Origin of the sequence: Proteus sp. NMG38-2 (genome assembly GCF_020640995.1) — a bacterium.
Lineage (GTDB): Bacteria > Pseudomonadota > Gammaproteobacteria > Enterobacterales > Enterobacteriaceae > Proteus.
In genome coordinates, this window is the sequence record NZ_CP085481.1 from 1038472 (window position 1) to 1058612 (window position 20141).

Annotated in this window: 15 protein-coding genes and 5 tRNA genes; 19 read left to right on the forward strand and 1 reads right to left on the reverse strand. The window is 38.6% G+C overall.

The annotated features are described in order from the left end of the window. Positions 1-67: 67 nt before the first annotated feature. Positions 68-1525, reverse strand: coding sequence for a beta-Ala-His dipeptidase (pepD, locus tag LG402_RS04890; RefSeq protein ID WP_166540982.1), 1458 nt, complete (start codon positions 1523-1525; stop codon positions 68-70). 352 nt (positions 1526-1877) lie between these two features. On the opposite strand from pepD, the gene gpt reads away from it, so the two are divergent. The 19 genes from gpt to luxS all read left to right on the forward strand — a co-directional run bounded on the left by gpt (position 1878) and on the right by luxS (position 20038). Beyond that, positions 1878-2339, forward strand: coding sequence for a xanthine phosphoribosyltransferase (gene gpt / locus LG402_RS04895; RefSeq protein ID WP_023580994.1), 462 nt, complete (start codon positions 1878-1880; stop codon positions 2337-2339). Positions 2340-2540: 201 nt separating this feature from the next. Continuing rightward, entirely contained in the window at positions 2541-3791 is a 1251-nt protein-coding gene (gene frsA, locus LG402_RS04900) for an esterase FrsA (protein ID WP_227336535.1), read from the forward strand. Positions 3792-3862: 71 nt separating this feature from the next. Beyond that, complete coding sequence (crl, locus tag LG402_RS04905; protein ID WP_109409457.1) at positions 3863-4264, forward strand: sigma factor-binding protein Crl; 402 nt, start codon at positions 3863-3865, stop codon at positions 4262-4264. A gap of 115 nt (positions 4265-4379) precedes the next feature. Continuing rightward, a complete protein-coding gene (gene proB / locus LG402_RS04910) occupies positions 4380-5483 on the forward strand; it encodes a glutamate 5-kinase (protein WP_072070889.1) in 1104 nt (367 codons plus the stop codon). Positions 5484-5493: 10 nt separating this feature from the next. Further along, positions 5494-6747, forward strand: coding sequence for a glutamate-5-semialdehyde dehydrogenase (locus tag LG402_RS04915; RefSeq protein WP_227336536.1), 1254 nt, complete (start codon positions 5494-5496; stop codon positions 6745-6747). A 142-nt stretch (positions 6748-6889) separates the two neighbouring features. Beyond that, positions 6890-7402, forward strand: coding sequence for a shikimate kinase AroL (gene aroL, locus LG402_RS04920; protein ID WP_227336537.1), 513 nt, complete (start codon positions 6890-6892; stop codon positions 7400-7402). 103 nt (positions 7403-7505) lie between these two features. Then, positions 7506-9665, forward strand: a complete 2160-nt coding sequence (gene aas, locus LG402_RS04925; RefSeq protein WP_166540977.1) for a bifunctional acyl-ACP--phospholipid O-acyltransferase/long-chain-fatty-acid--ACP ligase — start codon at positions 7506-7508, stop codon at positions 9663-9665. Further along, positions 9665-10864: a lysophospholipid transporter LplT gene (gene lplT / locus LG402_RS04930; protein ID WP_166540976.1), complete on the forward strand. Its 1200-nt coding sequence runs from the start codon at positions 9665-9667 to the stop codon at positions 10862-10864. The genes aas and lplT overlap by 1 nt, the downstream gene beginning before the upstream one ends. A 36-nt stretch (positions 10865-10900) precedes the next feature. Beyond that, a complete protein-coding gene (gene pncC, locus LG402_RS04935) occupies positions 10901-11407 on the forward strand; it encodes a nicotinamide-nucleotide amidase (RefSeq protein WP_166540975.1) in 507 nt (168 codons plus the stop codon). Positions 11408-11514: 107 nt separating this feature from the next. Continuing rightward, a complete protein-coding gene (gene recA, locus LG402_RS04940) occupies positions 11515-12582 on the forward strand; it encodes a recombinase RecA (RefSeq protein WP_166540974.1) in 1068 nt (355 codons plus the stop codon). Between the two features lie 904 nt (positions 12583-13486). After that, positions 13487-16114, forward strand: coding sequence for an alanine--tRNA ligase (gene alaS / locus LG402_RS04945; RefSeq protein ID WP_227336538.1), 2628 nt, complete (start codon positions 13487-13489; stop codon positions 16112-16114). A gap of 220 nt (positions 16115-16334) precedes the next feature. Then, complete coding sequence (gene csrA, locus LG402_RS04950; RefSeq protein WP_004244778.1) at positions 16335-16523, forward strand: carbon storage regulator CsrA; 189 nt, start codon at positions 16335-16337, stop codon at positions 16521-16523. 465 nt (positions 16524-16988) lie between these two features. Continuing rightward, positions 16989-17081: transfer RNA gene (locus tag LG402_RS04955), tRNA-Ser, on the forward strand. A gap of 8 nt (positions 17082-17089) precedes the next feature. After that, positions 17090-17166: transfer RNA gene (locus LG402_RS04960), tRNA-Arg, on the forward strand. Positions 17167-17254: 88 nt separating this feature from the next. Continuing rightward, positions 17255-17331 (forward strand) — tRNA-Arg (locus LG402_RS04965). Positions 17332-17387: 56 nt separating this feature from the next. Further along, positions 17388-17464: transfer RNA gene (locus tag LG402_RS04970), tRNA-Arg, on the forward strand. A 51-nt stretch (positions 17465-17515) separates the two neighbouring features. Continuing rightward, positions 17516-17592, forward strand: a tRNA-Arg gene (locus LG402_RS04975). Positions 17593-17776: 184 nt separating this feature from the next. Next, positions 17777-19360, forward strand: a complete 1584-nt coding sequence (gshA, locus tag LG402_RS04980) for a glutamate--cysteine ligase (RefSeq protein WP_166540972.1) — start codon at positions 17777-17779, stop codon at positions 19358-19360. A gap of 162 nt (positions 19361-19522) precedes the next feature. Next, on the forward strand, positions 19523-20038 hold the full coding sequence (gene luxS, locus LG402_RS04985) for an S-ribosylhomocysteine lyase (protein WP_109409466.1): 516 nt from the start codon (positions 19523-19525) through the stop codon (positions 20036-20038). Positions 20039-20141: the final 103 nt, after the last annotated feature.

Here is a 20141-nt window from a genome sequence, read left to right on the forward strand (position 1 = left end):
TTATGGTAGCGTTAGTAACAAAAAACCCGCCAATTAAGCGGGTTTCATTATGATGTTTAAAGCAAGATTATTTAGCAGGGATAGCTTTTAAAATTGCTGTTAATAACTGCCAGTATTGACCAACACTTTTAATATGAACACGTTCATCTGGTGAGTGAGCACCACGGATTGTTGGTCCAATAGAAACCATATCCATATCTGGATAAGGTTTTTTGAACAGACCACATTCAAGACCTGCGTGGATTACCATGATGTTTGGCACTTTATCAAACAGTTGTTGATAGGTATCACGAACTAAATGCATAACAGGTGAGTCAGCATCAGGTTTCCAACCAGGGTAACCGCCTTTTGTTTCGATATCAGCTTTAGCTAGTTTTGCTAATGCAGTCAGCATACTGACAACATAAGTTTTTCCGCTATCAATCAGAGAGCGGATTAGGCAAAGTATTTCCACTTTATCGTCAACAATGCTAACAACACCAACGTTTAATGATGTTTCAACAACACCTTCAACATCATCACTCATACGAATAACGCCATTTGGCATTGCATTAAGTAGGTTGATTAAGCGTTCTTGGCAGTCTGCCTCAAATACTTTCTTATCTGTTGTTGTATCAAGTAACTCAATTTTCAGATTTTTTTCAGCAATGGCTAATTCGCTTTTTAATAATGCTTCAAATTTCGCTTTTACTGTTTCTAGTTGGCTTACTTTATCTGCTGGAATTGCAAATACGATATTTGCTTCACGAGGAATTGCATTACGCAGTGTACCACCATGGAAATCAATTAATTTCAGTGATAATTCTTTTGCATGGCCAGCTAAGAAACGTGCTAATAATTTATTTGCATTACCTAAACCTAAATGGATATCACCACCTGAGTGACCACCATTTAATCCTTTTAGTACTAGTTGCTTAACAACATGACCTGTAGGAATTGCTTCATAGGATAGGCTTACTGTGGTTTTAACATCAATACCACCCGCACAACCCATGTAGATTTCACCTTCTTCTTCAGAGTCTGTGTTGATAAGAATATCAGCTTGTAACCAACCTGGTTGTAAACCAAAAGCACCGTCCATGCCTGTTTCTTCAGTCATGGTTAATAGAACTTCTAATGGGCCATGTTTTACGGTGTCATCAGCTAAAACCGCTAATGCAGACGCCATACCAACACCGTTATCAGCACCTAATGTTGTGCCTTTTGCTTTGATCCATTCTCCGTCAACATAAGGTTGGATAGGATCTTTAGTGAAATCGTGAACCGTGTCGTTATTTTTTTGTGGCACCATATCTAAGTGTGCTTGTAAAACAACTGTTTTACGATCTTCCATGCCTTTAGTTGCTGGCTTGCGAATTAAAATATTGCCGACAGCATCGCGTTGCGCGAAAAGACCTTTTTCACTTGCCCATGAAAGAATGTGGGAAGCTAAGGCTTCTTCATGATGTGATGGATGTGGAATCGAACAAATTTTTGCGAAAATATCCCATAGTGGTTGTGGGGATAGAGTAGATAGTTCAGACACGATGGATCTCCTCTAACAGCATCTGTGTTATTAATAGCCTACCGCTTTTTTAAGGGTTAGCTTTATTATTCTGAGCGTTATACGCCAATATAATTGAGAATATCACTTTCTTCTGATGAATGCGTCATTCTATTCACATCTCTATCTAAGAAAGTAGATCTCTATTTGTATTCATTTTTTTATATGGTTCATTTTTTAATCATAAAAAGAAAATACAGAAAAAAATGAGGATAATCTCATCTCTTTGCATGTTTTCTCTGGTTTTTAGGTGCTCAAATCACTATAATCTCGCGCAACCTTTTTTTCCGCAAAAAAGCTTCTCTCGCATTCAAGTAGCTAGGATCACAATATTATGAGCGAAAAATATGTTGTAACGTGGGATATGTTGCAAATACATGCCCGTCAATTGGCGCAACGTTTACTACCAGTCGAACAATGGACAGGCATTATTGCTGTCAGCCGTGGGGGATTAGTTCCCGCTGCATTACTTGCTCGTGAATTAGGTATCCGTCATGTGGATACAGTCTGCATTTCTAGCTATGACCATGATCATCAGCGTGACCTCAAAATCTTAAAAAAAGCAGAAGGTGATGGTGAAGGCTTTATCGTTGTTGACGATTTAGTTGATACTGGTGGTACTGCTAAAGTTATCCGTGACATGTATCCAAAAGCTCACTTTGTGACTATTTTCGCAAAACCAGAAGGGCGCCCATTAGTGGATGATTTTGTAGTTGATATTCCACAAAATACTTGGATTGAACAGCCTTGGGATATGGGTGTTGCCTTTATTCCGCCAGTTTGCGATCAAAAATAATTTGATAGCATTTATTTGGCTGTTTTAATTGAGATCCTCGCCTTGGCGGGGATTTTTGTTTTTATGCTTTTATTCTTCCTTTGCGTTATACCTTCGTGCTATCACTTGTGGTGATACACACCGTTCATGTTGATTTCATGCTATGATAAAGCCAGACTTTTTAGCCCCTTTTATTCGATATCGACTGATTTGAAGAGTGATATGGCAAATAATACAAACCTTTCTGAAACTCTATTTAAACCTAGAGCAAAACACGCTGAAACCTCAACACTAATTCAGTACACTCATCCAAAATCGAATATTAATACATATACTGTGCTTAATGGTACAAGTCAGCAAAATTGGTATCGTACTATTCAGCGTTTACTGTGGATTTGGCGTGGTATTTCACCTATCGAGATAGAAGAAGTTTTGAGCCGAATTGCTGTACATGATGCCCCTCGTAGTGATGATAAATTTATTGATACCGTTGTGGGTTACCGTAAAGGTGGCTGGTCATATGAATGGTCACATCAAGCTATGATTTGGCAACAAAAAGCATTGAGAAATGAGTCAGGAGATGCGGCCGCTGATTGTTGGCTGCGGGCGGCACATCTGTATAGTATTGCTGCCTATCCTTTTATTAATGGTGATTTTTTAGCAGATCAAGCCGTTACTTTGTCGATGAAAGCATTTGAGAATGCGACAAAATTTTCCTCTTTTGAGGTGAAAAAACTCACATTTAAATTAGAAGGAAAGGGAACTACAACTGGTTTTCTGCATTTACCTAAAGATTGTAGAGGCCCATATCCCACAGTATTATTTTGCGGTGGGTTAGATGGGCTTCAAAGCGATTATGTCAGCTTCTTCAGGGATTATTTATCACCGAAAGGCATTGCAATGTTAACGCTAGATATGCCTTCAATCGGTTATTCAGTAAAACAAAAATTGACTGAAGATACCTGCCAGTTACAAGGCGAAGTCCTCAAGCAACTTTCTGAAGTGCCTTGGGTTGATCATACTCGTGTGGGCGTAATGGGCTTTCGTTTTGGGGGAAATATTGCTGTACGTTTAGCTTATATTTACCCTAAATTAATTAAAGGTGTTGTTGCCTTAGGGCCTTTAATTCATACATTCTTCACGCAATCTGAGCTACAGAAAAAAATTCCTGTGATGTATCTTGATGTATTAGCGAGTCGCTTAGGTTTATGGAATATTGATGAAAATAATCTTCGATTATCATTAAGCAGTTATTCACTGAAAAAACAGGGGCTGATTGGACGACGAATTCCAGTTCCTATGATGGGGGTTTACTGGAAAGGTGATGAAATGAGCCCTAAAGAGGATTCTCAGTTAATTGCTCGTTCTTCTATGGATGGCGATATCTTAGCAATCAATGAAAAACCGCTTTATGAAGGCTTAGAGCTAGCGTTACAAAAAAGTGCTGATTGGATCTATGACAAATTAATATAATTAATCATGAACAATAACTTGCTAATTACATTAGATTATATAACAGTAGAGTTTCTAAGGAGACTGAATTTATGACTTCATCTTTGAACCCTACCCGAGGTAAGTTATTAAAGCGTTTTGCTCAAATCGGCCCTTATATCCGAGAGCAACAATGCCAAGAGAACCAGTTCTTTTTTGACTGTTTAGCTGTTTGTGTAAATAAGAAAGTCGTACCAGAAAAACGTGAGTTTTGGGGCTGGTGGATGGAATTAGAACGCAACAATGAACAGCTCATTTATCATTATCAGATTGGGCTATTCGATAAAAATGGTGATTGGATACATCAGAATATAAGTAAAAATGATGTTACTGAATCAATCAATGAAACACTGATCCGTTTTCATCAATTTCTTAAAACGGCAGCGAGTGAATTAGATATGACACTTATGCCAGATGAAAAAATGAACAAATTTCCGCTTCCCATTCAGCCCTAATTTTGTGTTAGGGCAACTTTTCATAGATTTTGCGTTATGTCGGTTGGCATAACGCTTCTCTCCTGATAAAACTGTGTATTATCTTTTTAAATAATCAACAAGAATGGTAAATGTTATGAGTAGCAGCCAAACACTGGTTGTTAAATTAGGGACAAGTGTACTTACTGGTGGTTCACGACGTCTGGATCAGTCTCATATTGTTGAGCTGGTTCGCCAATGCGCTAAACAACACGAAAAAGGTCACCGGATTATTATTGTTACTTCTGGTGCAATTGCAGCAGGGCGTGAATATTTGAATTATCCTGATTTACCCGCAACTATTGCTTCTAAGCAGTTGCTTGCCGCGGTAGGCCAAAGCGCATTAATTCAAGTATGGAAACAATTATTTGCCATCTATGGTATTCATATTGGTCAGATGTTGTTAACTCGAGCGGATATTGAAGATAGAGAACGCTTCCTGAATGCACGCGATACATTACATGCTTTATTAGATAATCGCATTATTCCCGTTATTAATGAAAACGATGCCGTTGCAACCGCAGAAATTAAAGTAGGCGATAACGATAACCTGTCTGCATTAGCCGCTATTTTAGGAAGTGCTGACAAACTGTTATTATTGACTGATATTGAAGGACTGTATACGGCTGATCCTCGTAGTAATCCTGAAGCAAAACTTATCCCAGAAGTCTTTGATATCAATGATGAATTACGTGAAATGGCGGGCGATAGCGTATCTGGCTTAGGTACGGGGGGCATGGCAACAAAATTACAAGCAGCTACTGTTGCTGGGCGCGCAGGTATTGATGTTGTCATTGCCGCCGGTGTACAACCTGAAGTTATTGCTAAAGTTATCAATAATGAACCTGTAGGAACGTTATTCCACGGATTAGAAAGCCCACTTGAAGCACGTAAAAGATGGATTTTTGGTGCACCAATTGCGGGAGTGATTATTGTTGATGAAGGGGCTGAAAAAGCAATTAAAGAAAAAGGTAGCTCGCTCTTACCTAAAGGCATTAAAGAGATAAAAGGCGATTTTTCTCGTGGATGTGTTATTCGCATTCAAAGTTTACAGGGTAAAGATCTCGCTCATGGTGTTGCCCATTATAATAGTGATGCACTGCGTTTAATTGCAGGACATCATTCACAAGAAATTAGTCAAATTTTAGGTTACGAGTATGGCAGTGTTGCTGTGCACCGTGACGATATGATTGTTAGCTAAGGAGCCTTCGATGTTAGAACAAATGGGTAAATCAGCAAGAGAAGCATCTTGGCATTTAGCTCAATTATCGACAGAGCAAAAAAATCAGGCATTACTGGTTATGGCTGATTTATTAGAGCAACAAGAAGCTTCAATTCTTGCAGCCAATGAAAAAGATATGCAAGTGGCTCGTGAAGCCAATATTAATGCTGCTATGCTTGACCGTTTATTACTGACTTCTGAACGTTTAAAAGCTATTGCTGATGATGTTCGACAAGTATGTCGCTTAGAAGATCCAGTGGGACAAGTTATTGATGGCCGTATGTTAGACAGCGGTTTACGTTTAGAACGTCGCCGTGTGCCACTAGGTGTTGTTGGCGTTATTTATGAAGCTCGCCCTAATGTCACGATTGATGTTGCTTCATTATGTTTAAAAACGGGCAATGCAGCCATTCTTCGTGGTGGAAAAGAGACACACCATACCAATCAAGCCGTGGTTGCCGTTATTCAACAAGCTTTAGAAAAATGTGGTATTCCTGCGGGGGCAATTCAGGCGATTGATAAACCTGATCGTGAGTTAGTCGCTAAAATGCTAAAAATGGATGAGTATATTGATATGCTTATTCCTCGTGGCGGAGCTGGATTACATAAATTATGTCGTGAACAATCAACGATCCCTGTTATCACTGGTGGGATTGGTGTTTGCCATACATTTGTTGATGAAAGTGCCGATTTAGAAAAAGCATTAACCGTTATTGTTAATGCTAAAGTACAACGGCCAAGCGCATGTAATTCGTTAGAAACACTCTTAGTACATGAAAACATTGCTGATGTATTTTTACCACAGCTAAGTAATGCCATGGCTGCTCAAAAGGTCACTTTGCACTCAAGTGAAAAAGCATTAGCTGGGCTGAAAAAAGGTGGAGCAACTGTTGTTGATGTAAAAGATGCAGATTATTGTGATGAATGGTTATCACTTGATCTAAATGTAGAAGTGGTGGGTGGCTTAACTGAAGCTATTAGCCATATTCGCCGTTATGGCACAGCGCATTCGGATGCTATTTTAACGCAATCTATTTCTAATGCTGACCGTTTTGTTCGTCAAGTTGATTCTGCCGCAGTGTATGTCAATGCAAGTACACGCTTTACTGATGGCGGACAATTCGGCCTAGGTGCAGAAGTTGCTGTTAGTACGCAGAAATTACATGCCAGAGGCCCAATGGGATTAGATGCCTTAACGACCTACAAATGGATTGGTTACGGTGATAATACAATTCGTCGCTAATTATTGAGAATATTAAATAAGCCATACTTTTCTAAAGTGTGGCTTTATTTTTTTGTTACATCAGGTATGATGTTTACACTTTACAGAATGTAAATTTTTAATTACACCCTAATGGGGACACACTATGGAGATAGTGCATTTTATGGAAAGTACAATTTACCTTATCGGACCTCGAGGTGCAGGGAAAACAACAGTAGGTAAAGCACTTTCTCTCTCTTTAAATTATAGATTTATTGATACGGATTATTGGATAACCCAAAAATATCAACAAACTATATCTTCTATGGTGGAAGATAAGGGTTGGGATTTCTTTCGTCAAATTGAGTCAGACGCTCTTGTTCAAGTAAGCCAACCTAACCAAGTTATTTCAACTGGTGGGGGGATGGTTTTAGCAGATAAAAATCGTGCTTATATGAAAACCTCAGGTGTTACAATTTATTTACAGGCCTCGCTTGAGACATTAGTTGAACGTTTATCCCAAGATCCGAATGAAGCACAAAGACCTAGTTTGACAGGAAAAAACTTAGTTTCAGAAATGCATGATGTTTTAATTAAGCGTGAACCTTTATACATGCAATGCGCAGATATTATTGTTGATGCTGGATTATCTATTAATGAAATTATTGCAGTAATTCTCGCAAAACTTGCCAAATAATTAGGAAGTCGTCTGATATAAAGGACAAAACAGAGGCCATCTATTTTATTTTCATCACATCCTATTTATAGTAAGGCTAATTATAGCAAAATGAGATATGGATATGATGTTAATAGCGTTTTTTAAAACACTATTTAAATTCTTATTTAGAATAAGAATTGAAGGACTTGTTAATCAGTTTTCCCAATATGAAAAATGTATAATTACACCAAATCATACTTCTTTTATTGATGGTATATTATTACGTTTATTCCTACCTATTAATCCTGTGTTTGCTGTTTATACCTCTGTGGCTTCTGCAAAAACGACAAGATGGTTAGGTCGTTATGCTGATATTGTGCCTTTAGATCCCGCAAACCCAATGGCGGTGCGTCAATTAGTAAAAGAAGTCGATAAAGGTCGTCCTGTGGTGATTTTTCCAGAAGGAAGGATCACAGTAACGAATGGATTAATGAAGATTTATGAAGGGGCTGCTTTTATTGCTGCTAAATCAGGCGCTAAAGTTGTTCCTGTTAGGATTGAAGGTGCTGAATTTAGCTACTTTTCACGAGTACGCAAAAGTCTGCGTGTGAAATCTCATTTCTTTCCTAAAATCACAATCAAGGTACTTCCAGCCGTTGATTTACCGATGCCAAAAGCAGAAAAATCAGCTGAGCGTCGTCGATTAGCTGGGGAAGCAATGCGTGATATCATGATGAATGCCATCATGGATACACGCCCTAAAATTACACTGTATGAGGCATTTTTACAGGCTATGTCTCAATATGGTCGATTTAGCCCGTTAATTTCAGATATCAATCTAAAAGAAGATTCTTACCAAGGATTGCTGAAAAAAACATTAGGGATCAGCCGACTAATTGAACGCTACACAGAGCCTAATGAACGCATTGGCTTGTTACTTCCAAATACAACAGTAACAGCAGCTGCATTATTAGGTGCAACAATGCGTCAACGTGTTGTTGCTATGCTTAACTACACTGCGGGTAGCTTAGGTGTACAAAATGCGATGAAAGCAGCTTCAATCAAAACCATTTTTACATCACGCCAATTTTTAGAAAAAGGGAATTTATTACATATTCCTGAACAAACCCCAGAAGCGAATTGGATTTACCTTGAAGATCTCAAAGATAGTGTGACGAGTGAAGATAAGCGTTGGGTCCTCAAACACCTTATTACGCCACATAAAGCGATGTTACCGCAAAAATCGACTGATGCTGCGGTTATTCTATTTACGTCAGGATCTGAAGGTACACCTAAAGGTGTTGTTCATAGTCATTCGAGTTTACTGGCTAACGTAGATCAAATTCGTGCTATTGCTGACTTTTCACCTAAAGATAAATTTATGTCAGCATTACCGTTATTCCATGCATTCGGCCTAACTGCTTGTCTATTAACGCCGATTTGCTTGGGTGCTCGTGTTTTTCTTTATCCAAGTCCATTACACTATCGTGTTGTGCCTGAATTAGTGTATGACCAAAATTGTACGGTGTTATTTGGTACATCAACCTTTCTAGGTAATTACGGAAAGTTTGCTCATCCTTACGATTTTGCCAGGGTTAGGTATGTGGTTGCTGGTGCTGAAAAACTATCAGAATCAACCCGTATTTTATGGCAAGAAAAGTTCGGTATCCGCATATTAGAAGGTTATGGTGTTACCGAGTGTGCGCCTGTTGTGTCAATTAACGTACCTATGAGCGCTAAAACACATACTGTAGGTCGTTTATTACCGGGTATGGAAAGCCGACTTATCCCAATGAATGGGATCGCGGAAGGGGGACGATTACAATTACGTGGCCCGAATGTAATGATGGGGTATCTACGTGTTGAATCACCAGAAAAACTAGAAATCCCTGTAGCTACAAATGCGGACGGTATTGACGAAGAAGGTTGGTACGATACTGGTGATATTGTTGCTATCGATAGTGAAGGCTTTTGCACTATTAAAGGACGGGTAAAACGTTTTGCTAAAATTGCTGGCGAGATGGTCTCTCTTGAAGGTGTCGAGCAGCTTGCACGTAAAGCATCCACTGGCGAGCATGCTGTTGTGACAATCAGTGATAAACGTAGAGGTGAATCATTGGTACTATTTACAACCGATAAGCAATTGGATCGTAGCGCGTTATCAACATTGGCTAAAGCTGAAGGTGTTGCTGAAATAGCCGTACCGAAGGATATTCGTTTTATCAAAGAAATTCCTGTTCTTGGGAGTGGGAAAACGGATTTTGTCTCATTGAAAAAACTAGCTGAACAGGAAAATAACTAATGTCAGAGAATATTAGCCAGCCTCCATTAATGAGTCGGGGAATGAAAGCAGTATTGTTATCGCAATTTCTTTCTGCTTTTGCTGATAACGCACTACTTTTTGCCATTTTAGCCCAGTTTAAATCGGCTCTTTACCCTGAATGGAGCCAACCTGTTTTACAAATGGTCTTTGTGCTGGCTTTTATTCTCTTAGCACCTTTTGTTGGGCAAGTTGCTGATCGTAACCCTAAAGGTAGGGTTATGCTCAGTGGTAATATCTTAAAATTCGTGGGTGCTTTTCTCATTTGTGTTGGCTCTGATCCCTTCTTAGGTTACGCCTTAGTTGGGATTGGTGCTGCAGTTTATTCACCAGCCAAATATGGTATTTTAGGAGAATTAACTGATGGTGAACGCTTAGTAAAAGCAAATGGTTTAATGGAAGCATCAACCATAGCGGCTATTTTATTAGGTTCAGTAATTGGTGGTTTACTCTCTGATTGGAGTATTGTTTTTGCATTAGGTGTCTGTGCTGCAATGTACGCTTTGGCAGTTTTTGTTAACTTTGGCATACCTAAATTATCTGCTGCTCAAATAGGTCGGGGTTGGAACATAAAAAAAATGTTCGCTCAATTTATCGAGGCAACACGTACTTTATGGGCAGATAAGGAAAGTCGCTTTTCTTTAGTAGGAACAAGTATGTTTTGGGGCGCTGGGGTAACTTTGCGTTTTCTGCTTGTTCAATGGGTGCCTATTGCATTGGGCATGACTGACAACACCACTCCAACGATATTAAATGCAATGGTGGCTATTGGCATTGTTGTAGGGGCTGGATTAGCCGCTAAATTTGTGACACTGAAAACAGTACGTCGCTGTATGCCAGCGGGCATTTTAATTGGTCTTGGGGTAGTTTATTTTTCACTGCAAACCTCAATTATTCCATCCTATTTAATTCTTATCGTTATTGGTGTTTTTGGTGGCTTCTTTGTGGTGCCATTAAATGCGCTATTACAAGATAAAGGCAAACACAGTGTGGGAGCTGGTAATGCTATCGCAGTACAAAACTTAGGTGAAAATACAGCGATGCTATTAATGTTAGGCTTGTTCTCACTAGTCACTAGTATTGGTATTTCTGTTGTTGCCATCGGAATTGGTTTTGGTGCCATCTTTGCACTCGCAATTGGTGGTCTATGGTTATGGGATTGCACCAGAAAGAAATCTTAAACAGTAAAGTTTAGAATAGAGGTTAGATGAACCTTAATGATAAATTACGATGAAATGACTCGCCTAAGTATTGAGGTGGGTAAAGCGTTAATTGAAAAGAAGAGCACAATAACAACGGCAGAGTCTTGCACTGGTGGATGGATTGCAAAAATCATCACGGATATTGCAGGAAGTTCTGATTATTATCATCGTGGCTTTGTGACCTACAGTAACGAAGCAAAGCATGAAATGATAGGCGTTGATGAACAAACCTTGATTAAATACGGCGCTGTTAGCGAAGAAGTTGTTCTTCAAATGGCGAAAGGCGCACTTAGCGCTGCAAATGCAGATTTTGCTATTTCAGTTAGCGGTATTGCTGGCCCTGGTGGAGGCAGTAAAGAAAAACCAGTGGGGTTAGTTTGGTTTGGCTTTGCTGTTAAAACAACAACTGGTGTTCAGGTAACAGCAAAACACTGTATATTCAGTGGTTCACGAGAGCAAGTAAGAGCGGAATCTGTTATTTTTTCTTTAAAATCAATACTTAGAGAAATTATAAATAATTAACTTGATACTGTATGATTATACAGTATAATAAATTTCAACAAGCAAAATCATACACGTTTTAATGGTAGTGACCCATCCTTATGCTTCACTGCCCAGAGGGAGATAACATGGCTATTGATGAAAACAAACAAAAAGCATTGGCCGCAGCACTTGGTCAAATTGAAAAGCAATTTGGTAAAGGGTCTATCATGCGTCTGGGCGAAGATCGTTCCATGAACGTTGAAACCATCTCTACAGGTTCTTTATCATTAGACGTTGCTTTAGGTGCTGGTGGTTTACCACGTGGTCGCATTGTTGAAATCTATGGCCCAGAATCTTCAGGTAAAACAACTTTAACACTACAAGTTATCGCTTCAGCTCAACGTGAAGGTAAAATATGTGCGTTTATCGATGCTGAACACGCATTAGATCCAATTTATGCAAAAAAATTAGGCGTAGATATTGATAATCTGCTGTGTTCTCAGCCTGATACCGGTGAGCAAGCCTTAGAAATTTGTGATGCATTATCTCGCTCTGGTGCTGTTGATGTTATCGTTGTTGACTCCGTTGCTGCGTTAACGCCAAAAGCTGAAATTGAAGGTGAAATCGGTGATTCTCACGTTGGTCTTGCTGCTCGTATGATGAGCCAAGCTATGCGTAAATTAGCGGGTAACCTGAAAAACTCAAATACATTACTTATTTTCATCAACCAAATTCGTATGAAAATTGGTGTTATGTTTGGTAACCCAGAAACCACAACTGGTGGTAATGCGCTTAAGTTCTACGCATCTGTTCGTTTAGATATTCGTCGTATCGGTTCTGTTAAAACCGGTGATGAAGTTGTGGGTAGTGAAACACGCGTTAAAGTGGTGAAAAATAAAATTGCAGCACCATTTAAACAAGCTGAATTCCAAATTATGTATGGCGAAGGCATCAATACCTTTGGTGAACTGATTGATTTAGGTGTTAAACATAAATTGGTAGAGAAAGCGGGTGCATGGTACAGCTATAATGGTGAGAAGATTGGTCAAGGTAAAGCCAATGCAACAACTTACCTAAAAGAGCATTCAGAAATGTACGATGATTTAAATACCAAACTACGTGAAATGTTATTAAACCACGCAGGTGAGTTTACAAGTGCAGCTGATTTCACGAATGAAGGTGATGCGGCCGATCTCGGAGAGGCGGAAGAATAATCTCTCTTAGCTTGTGATAAAACCACTAACTGATTCCATATTTAGACAATTTATTATCATTATAATGATAAATGGTTAGTCAATTAATGTGATTTAACTCACTTAAAAAAGGAAGCTCTAAAAAAGCTTCCTTTTTGTTGTATGCAGTATTATTTATCCAATTTAGGGTTTATATCGAGTTTATTCTATTTTCTATCCATCAAAATCAGCCTTTAACACTATTTTATTTGATATAACGATATTTTTTACTAACTATTTTTTATAGTTGTATGAAAGTTTATATAGTGAAGTTTTGATGATATATTCTCATAAATTACAAATCTAAATAAGAATCACTACTACCATCTGGTTGAACCAGATAGTAAATAATTGACATATAGTGATAAATACCTTCAAGATATTTGAATCTAATTTAGATAGTATTTTAGAGATTATTTAGTGATGAGATAGGTTTTATACTGAGAAACACTTTTATTTTAGCAAGTTATCGTGAGTTTATTATTTGTTTTAAGTGATAATGCTTATGTGTTTATTATTGATTGCTATAAGAAAAAGAAATTATTTAAGAAAAAAACACATATACTATGTGATGAGATAAAAAACTAATAATAACAAATAGTTTTTAATAATTACAAAATGAAAATACTTTAAACTACTTACATTTCTTAGAATAATCTCTCTTAAATAGAGAAAAGTCCCATTCTCAGATAACAATCCCACTTTCAGAAAAAAACTAGACGATTTACAATGTCAACACGAATAAGTTTATCGGGGGTTTTACTTCTGACAGAAGAAATTCTATCTTATCCCTACTTATGTATTCGTTGGCTAAGTAGAGGTAACAATAAACCTCCTCTAACTAGATTTCTAATTTCTGTTTTTCCAGCTTGATTTCGGGATAATTATGAGCAAAAGCACCGCTGAGATCCGTCAGGCGTTTCTCGACTTTTTTCATACTAAAGGACATCAAATAGTACCTAGCAGTTCTTTGGTTCCAAATAACGATCCAACATTGCTGTTTACAAACGCAGGGATGAACCAATTCAAAGATGTATTTCTTGGATTGGACAATAGACCTTATTCCCGAGCGACAACTGCACAACGTTGTGTGCGTGCAGGTGGTAAACATAACGATTTAGAAAATGTGGGTTATACTGCTCGTCACCATACTTTTTTTGAAATGCTAGGTAATTTCAGTTTTGGTGACTATTTCAAACATGACGCAATCAATTTTGCTTGGGAATTATTAACCAGCAAAGAGTGGTTTAACTTACCTAAAGAAAGACTTTGGGTAACGGTATATGCCACAGACGATGAAGCTTATGATATTTGGAATAAAGAAATTGGTATTCCTGCCGAAAGAATAATCCGCATTGGTGATAATAAAGGCGCACCATTTGCATCAGATAACTTCTGGCAAATGGGTGACACTGGCCCTTGTGGACCTTGTACCGAAATATTTTATGATCATGGTGACCACATTTGGGGCGGACCTCCAGGATCACCAGAAGAAGACGGCGATCGCTATATTGAGATCTGGAATATCGTTTTCATGCAATTTAATCGTCAGTCAGATGGCACTATGGATCCACTGCCGAAACCATCTGTTGATACGGGAATGGGGTTAGAGCGTATTACCGCTGTTTTACAACATGTAAACTCTAACTATGACATTGATTTATTCCGTTCTTTAATTAAATTTGTTGCACAAGTGACTAATGCAACGGATTTAGAAAATAAATCATTACGCGTTATTGCCGATCATATTCGTTCTTGTTCATTCCTTATTTGCGATGGCGTTATCCCTTCTAATGAAGGCCGTGGCTATGTTCTGCGTCGTATTATTCGTCGAGCAGTACGTCATGGTTATATGCTTGGTGCCAAAGATACCTTCTTCTATAAATTAGTCGCTCCATTAATTGAAGTGATGGCAGAAGCGGGTGAAGAATTAAAACGCCAACAAGCTATCGTTGAAAAAGTATTAAAAACGGAAGAAGAGCAGTTTGCTCGTACATTAGAACGTGGTCTTCAACTATTAGATGAAGAGCTTGCTCAATTAAAAGATGACGTTCTTCCGGGTGAAACCGCTTTCCGCCTTTATGATACATATGGTTTCCCTCTTGATTTAACTGCTGATGTTTGTCGCGAAAGAAATATCAAAGTTGATGAGAAAGGCTTTGAAGTCGCGATGGAAGAGCAACGTAAACGTGCTCGTGAATCCAGCGGTTTCGGTACTGACTATAATAGTCTTATTAAAGTTGATAGTCGCAGTGATTTCTCTGGTTATGATCATAATGAACAGCAGGGTACAATTACTGCCATTTTCCATAACGGACAATCAGTCACTGAATTAAAAGCAGGCGAAGAAGGGATTATCTTCTTAAATAAAACGGCATTCTATGCCGAGTCTGGTGGACAGGTTGGCGATAAAGGTGTTCTGATAGGCAAAGATAGTCAGTTTGAAGTCACAGATACGCAAAAATACGGTAAAGCGATTGGCCATATTGGTAAAGTTAACGTAGGGTCATTTATTGTTAACCATAAAATCAATGCTAACATTGATATTGCTCGCCGTGATGCCATTCGCTTAAATCACTCTGCGACTCACTTATTACATGCTGCATTACGCCAAGTACTGGGTACGCATGTTACGCAAAAAGGTTCTTTGGTTAACGATAAATACCTGCGTTTTGACTTCTCTCATTTTGAAGCAGTTAAACCAGAACAATTGCGCAAAATCGAAGACATTGTAAACGCACAAATCCGTCTTAACTCACCTGTTGTCACTGAGTTAATGGATCTTGAAGACGCTAAAGAGAAAGGTGCTATGGCACTGTTTGGTGAGAAATACGATGAACGTGTTCGTGTTTTAACCATGGGTGATTTCTCTACTGAGCTTTGCGGTGGTACTCACGCTTCTAGAACGGGTGATATTGGTTTGTTCCGTATTATCAGTGAGTCAGGTACTGCTGCTGGTATTCGCCGTATTGAGGCAATTACAGGTATTACAGCAATTGAGAGTGTTCATGAGCAATCAGACCTTATCTCTCTTGTTGCACAAGTTCTAAAAAGTGACGGTACAAACTTGGTTGAAAGAATTAAGACAGTCCAAGAAAAATACCGCTTATTAGAAAAAGAACTCCAACAACTAAAAGATCAGCAAGCTGCCCAAGAAAGTTCTTCTTTGGGTGGACAAGCTAAAAACGTGAAAGGTATCAAACTTTTAGTTCGTGAGCTTAATGGTGTTGAGCCAAAAATGTTAAGAACGATGGTTGACGATTTAAAAAATCAATTGGGTTCAGCAATTATTGTGCTTTCTACTATTTCTGATGGTAAAGTGAGCTTAATTGTTGGGGTCACTAAAGATTTGACTGCTAAAGTTAAAGCAGGTGAGTTAATTAGTTTTGTAGCACAGCAAATCGGCGGTAAAGGTGGCGGTCGCCCTGATATGGCTCAAGCTGGTGGTACTGATATTGATGCTTTACCTGTGGCTTTAGCAAGTGTTGACGAGTGGGTTGAATCGCATCTGTAAGCGATAATAACCTGAAAAAAGGCGTTATTCCTTATTTATAGGGATAACGCCTTATAGAGATATTGATGATCCGTTAAATAATCAGTCACTAAATTTATATTTTGTTATGAAGTATGAGTTACTTGTGATAAATAATGATTATACGAATTGACAATGTATGATGGATAATGGCCGGGAAATTCTAGAGACCCGACTCTTGTAAATTTTCAAGGAGCAAAGAATGCTTATTCTAACTCGTCGAGTTGGTGAAACGCTTATGATAGGCGATGATGTAACCGTAACCGTTTTAGGGGTTAAAGGTAATCAGGTACGGATTGGCGTAAATGCACCCAAAGAAGTATCTGTCCATCGTGAAGAGATCTATCAACGAATTCAGGCCGAGAAAACTCAGCCTACCGATAACTACTAAACAAATTCCCATTTTTAGTTAGTTACAATTCATTCGTAAGCGTCCACACTTTTGCCGGGTCTGGGCGCTTTTCTCTTTCTAAGACTTTTTATTCCCTTTTTGGTTCCTATCTTCACTCTCCTTGAGTTGCATTTATTATTACACTATCCGTTTATTCTGATTGACAGAATTGAAACTCTTTTTACCTCTAATCATTCGCTTCACAATTATTTGTTTTGAGAATAAATATATTTGTTATGAGAATAAAATACTTGAATGATTTTTCATCAGAGATATCATTGTGTTTAGGACTTTTTTAGCCAATCTTGCTGATAAACGCATCAGTTTGTTTGTGAAGTGTTCAAACAAACGTATATTCGTAAAAAGTTGAGAAAAATTGTTTGACTTCTTAGGCTGAGAAAGTAATATGTGCGCCACACAGAGACGAGATGTTCAGTAAGAACTTCTTCGAGTGGTTCTAAATATGGTGAGATGGCCGAGAGGCTGAAGGCGCTCCCCTGCTAAGGGAGTATGCGGTCAAAAGCTGCATCGAGGGTTCGAATCCCTCTCTCACCGCCATTTAGATTGCATCCTTAGCTCAGCTGGATAGAGTACTCGGCTACGAACCGAGCGGTCGGAGGTTCGAATCCTCCAGGATGCACCAATTCCAACCCCATGATTAATGTATGGGGTTTTTATTTTGGTGCAAATGGTGAATAATTTGCATTAAAAGAGTAAAGTATAAAAACGGCGCATCCTTAGCTCAGCTGGATAGAGTACTCGGCTACGAACCGAGCGGTCGGAGGTTCGAATCCTCCAGGATGCACCATCTCATTACTCATTATTGCCAATTGCAATATGAGCAGCTAGAAAGATTACTACGACGCATCCTTAGCTCAGCTGGATAGAGTACTCGGCTACGAACCGAGCGGTCGGAGGTTCGAATCCTCCAGGATGCACCATCTTTTATCAGATATTGTAGTAAATCATTTCTAGAATAATTCGTTAGACCTGCATCCTTAGCTCAGCTGGATAGAGTACTCGGCTACGAACCGAGCGGTCGGAGGTTCGAATCCTCCAGGATGCACCATCTTTTAAGCCTCGCAATAGCGAGGCTTTTTGCTTTCTATAATTCGCTTATTTCTTATGATGTTAATCTTTTGTTTAGCATCAACTAACAATGCTAACATCATCTAATCAGCGACAATTTAGTGACTTTACGATAAAGTAACTCCTATCTATTTACTTACATTAATCAACGCGGGAGGTCACCTTTGATCCCGGACGTATCCAAAGCGCTTTCTTGGTTGGAAGCACACCCTAAAGTTTTATGTGGCATCCACCGTGGTATTGAGCGCGAAACCTTAAGAGTAACGCCAGAAAGCAATTTAGCATCAACAGAACACCCTATTTCATTGGGTAAATCATTAACTCATAAATGGATCACAACGGATTTTGCTGAGTCTCTGTTAGAGTTTATTACGCCTGTTGATGACAATATTTCACATACCTTGCATTTTTTAGGCGATTTACATCGCTATACGGCGCGTCACTTAGACAATGAACGTATGTGGCCTATGAGTATGCCTTGCTTTATTGAAGCGGAAGATAAGATTACGCTTGCTCAATTTGGCACATCCAATGTAGGGCGTTTTAAAACGTTATATCGTGAAGGATTGAAAAATCGTTATGGTGCTTTAATGCAAACCATTTCAGGTGTGCATTATAACTTTTCATTACCTATTGAATTTTGGCAAGCATGGGCGAATGTAAAAGATGAAGAGAGTGGTAAAGAAGCGATTTCAGACGGTTATCTGCGTTTGATCCGTAACTATTATCGCTTTGGTTGGGTTATTCCATTCTTTTTTGGTGCATCGCCAGCAATTTGTGGATCTTTCTTGAAGGGAAGAGAGACAAACTTACCATTTGAAAGTACGCCAAAAGGTGCGAAATATTTACCTTATGCAACGTCATTACGTTTAAGTGACTTGGGATATACCAATAAATCACAAAGTGATTTAGATATTACCTTTAATCACCTTGGAACCTACGTTAAAGGGCTGAAAAAAGCGATTCATAAACCATCTGACGAATTTGCTAAACTGGGTATTAAGAATAAAGATGGTGAGTACATTCAATTAAACACCAATGTACTGCAGATTGAAAATGAGCTTTATGCACCTATTCGTCCTAAGCGTGTCGTTAAAGGGGATGAATCGCCTTCTGATGCTTTATTACGTGGTGGTATTGAATATATCGAAGTTCGCTCACTCGATATCAATCCATTTACGCCAATTGGTGTCGATGAAACACAAATTCGTTTCCTTGATTTATTCTTAATTTGGTGTGTTTTAGCTGATGCACCTGAAATGAGTGCTTCTGAATTAGCGTGTTGTCGTGCAAATTGGAATAACGTTATTCTAGAAGGGCGTAAGCCTGGTCAAGTTATTGGAATGGGTTGTGGTGAAAGAAAAGAACCATTAGCACAAGTAGGTAAAGCGTTATTTGCGGATTTAAAACGTGTGGCAAATGTGCTTGATTGTTGTTCTGGCACAAAATACATGGAAGTTTGTGTTAAGTTAGAAGAAATGTTTGATAATCCAGAGCTAACCTTCTCTGGTAGGCTGTTAGAGAAAATCAAAACACAAGGCATTGGCAGTTATGGTTTATCTTTAGCGGAAGAATATTACCAAGAATTAATTAAAACACCTTATGAAACGTTGACTGATGAAGCTTTTGATCATGAGAGAATTTCATCCATAAAACGTCAAGAAGAGTTAGAAAAGAGTGATACCATTTCTTTTGATGAGTATTTGAAGATCCATGCAGGGGCAAATGCCGATAACGTGGCTTCCTAAACTTAGATAGAAAAAAGCCACACTAAGATTTGTGTGGCTGAAAAATTCTATAGAGAAATAGGGATGATAACATTTTGCGCGTATTCATTACTAAGACCGAGCTACTTGCAGAAAGTTTCATTTTTTCTTAAAAATATTTAAATTTTTCTTAGGAGGTTTTTTATGCCTTTATTGGATAGCTTTACTGTTGACCATACACGTATGTCTGCACCAGCTGTACGCGTTGCTAAAACAATGAAAACGCCATCTGGTGATACCATCACGGTATTTGATTTGCGTTTTACTGTGCCAAATAAAAAAGCCATGCCTGAGAAAGGAATTCACACATTAGAGCATTTGTTCGCTGGCTTCATGCGTAACCATCTTAATGGTAATGGTGTTGAGATTATTGATATCTCCCCAATGGGATGCCGTACCGGCTTCTATATGAGCTTAATTGGGCAACCAGAAGAACAGCGAGTTGCTAATGCATGGAAAGCAGCAATGGAAGATGTTTTGAAAGTAAAAGATCAAAATCATATCCCTGAGTTAAATGTGTATCAATGCGGCACTTATGAAATGCATTCTCTGACTGAAGCGCAAGATATTGCACGAGACATTTTAGCTCATAATATTGGTATTAATCATAACGACGAATTAGCACTTCCTGAAGAGACATTAAAAGAGCTACATATCTAGATTTAGCTACTTTATAAAACTAGGGGACAATAGATCAAGAAATTCGCATCCTGATTTATTGTCTCTTTTTATTCTAATATCCTTCCTCTTTTTCTTTTCGTTA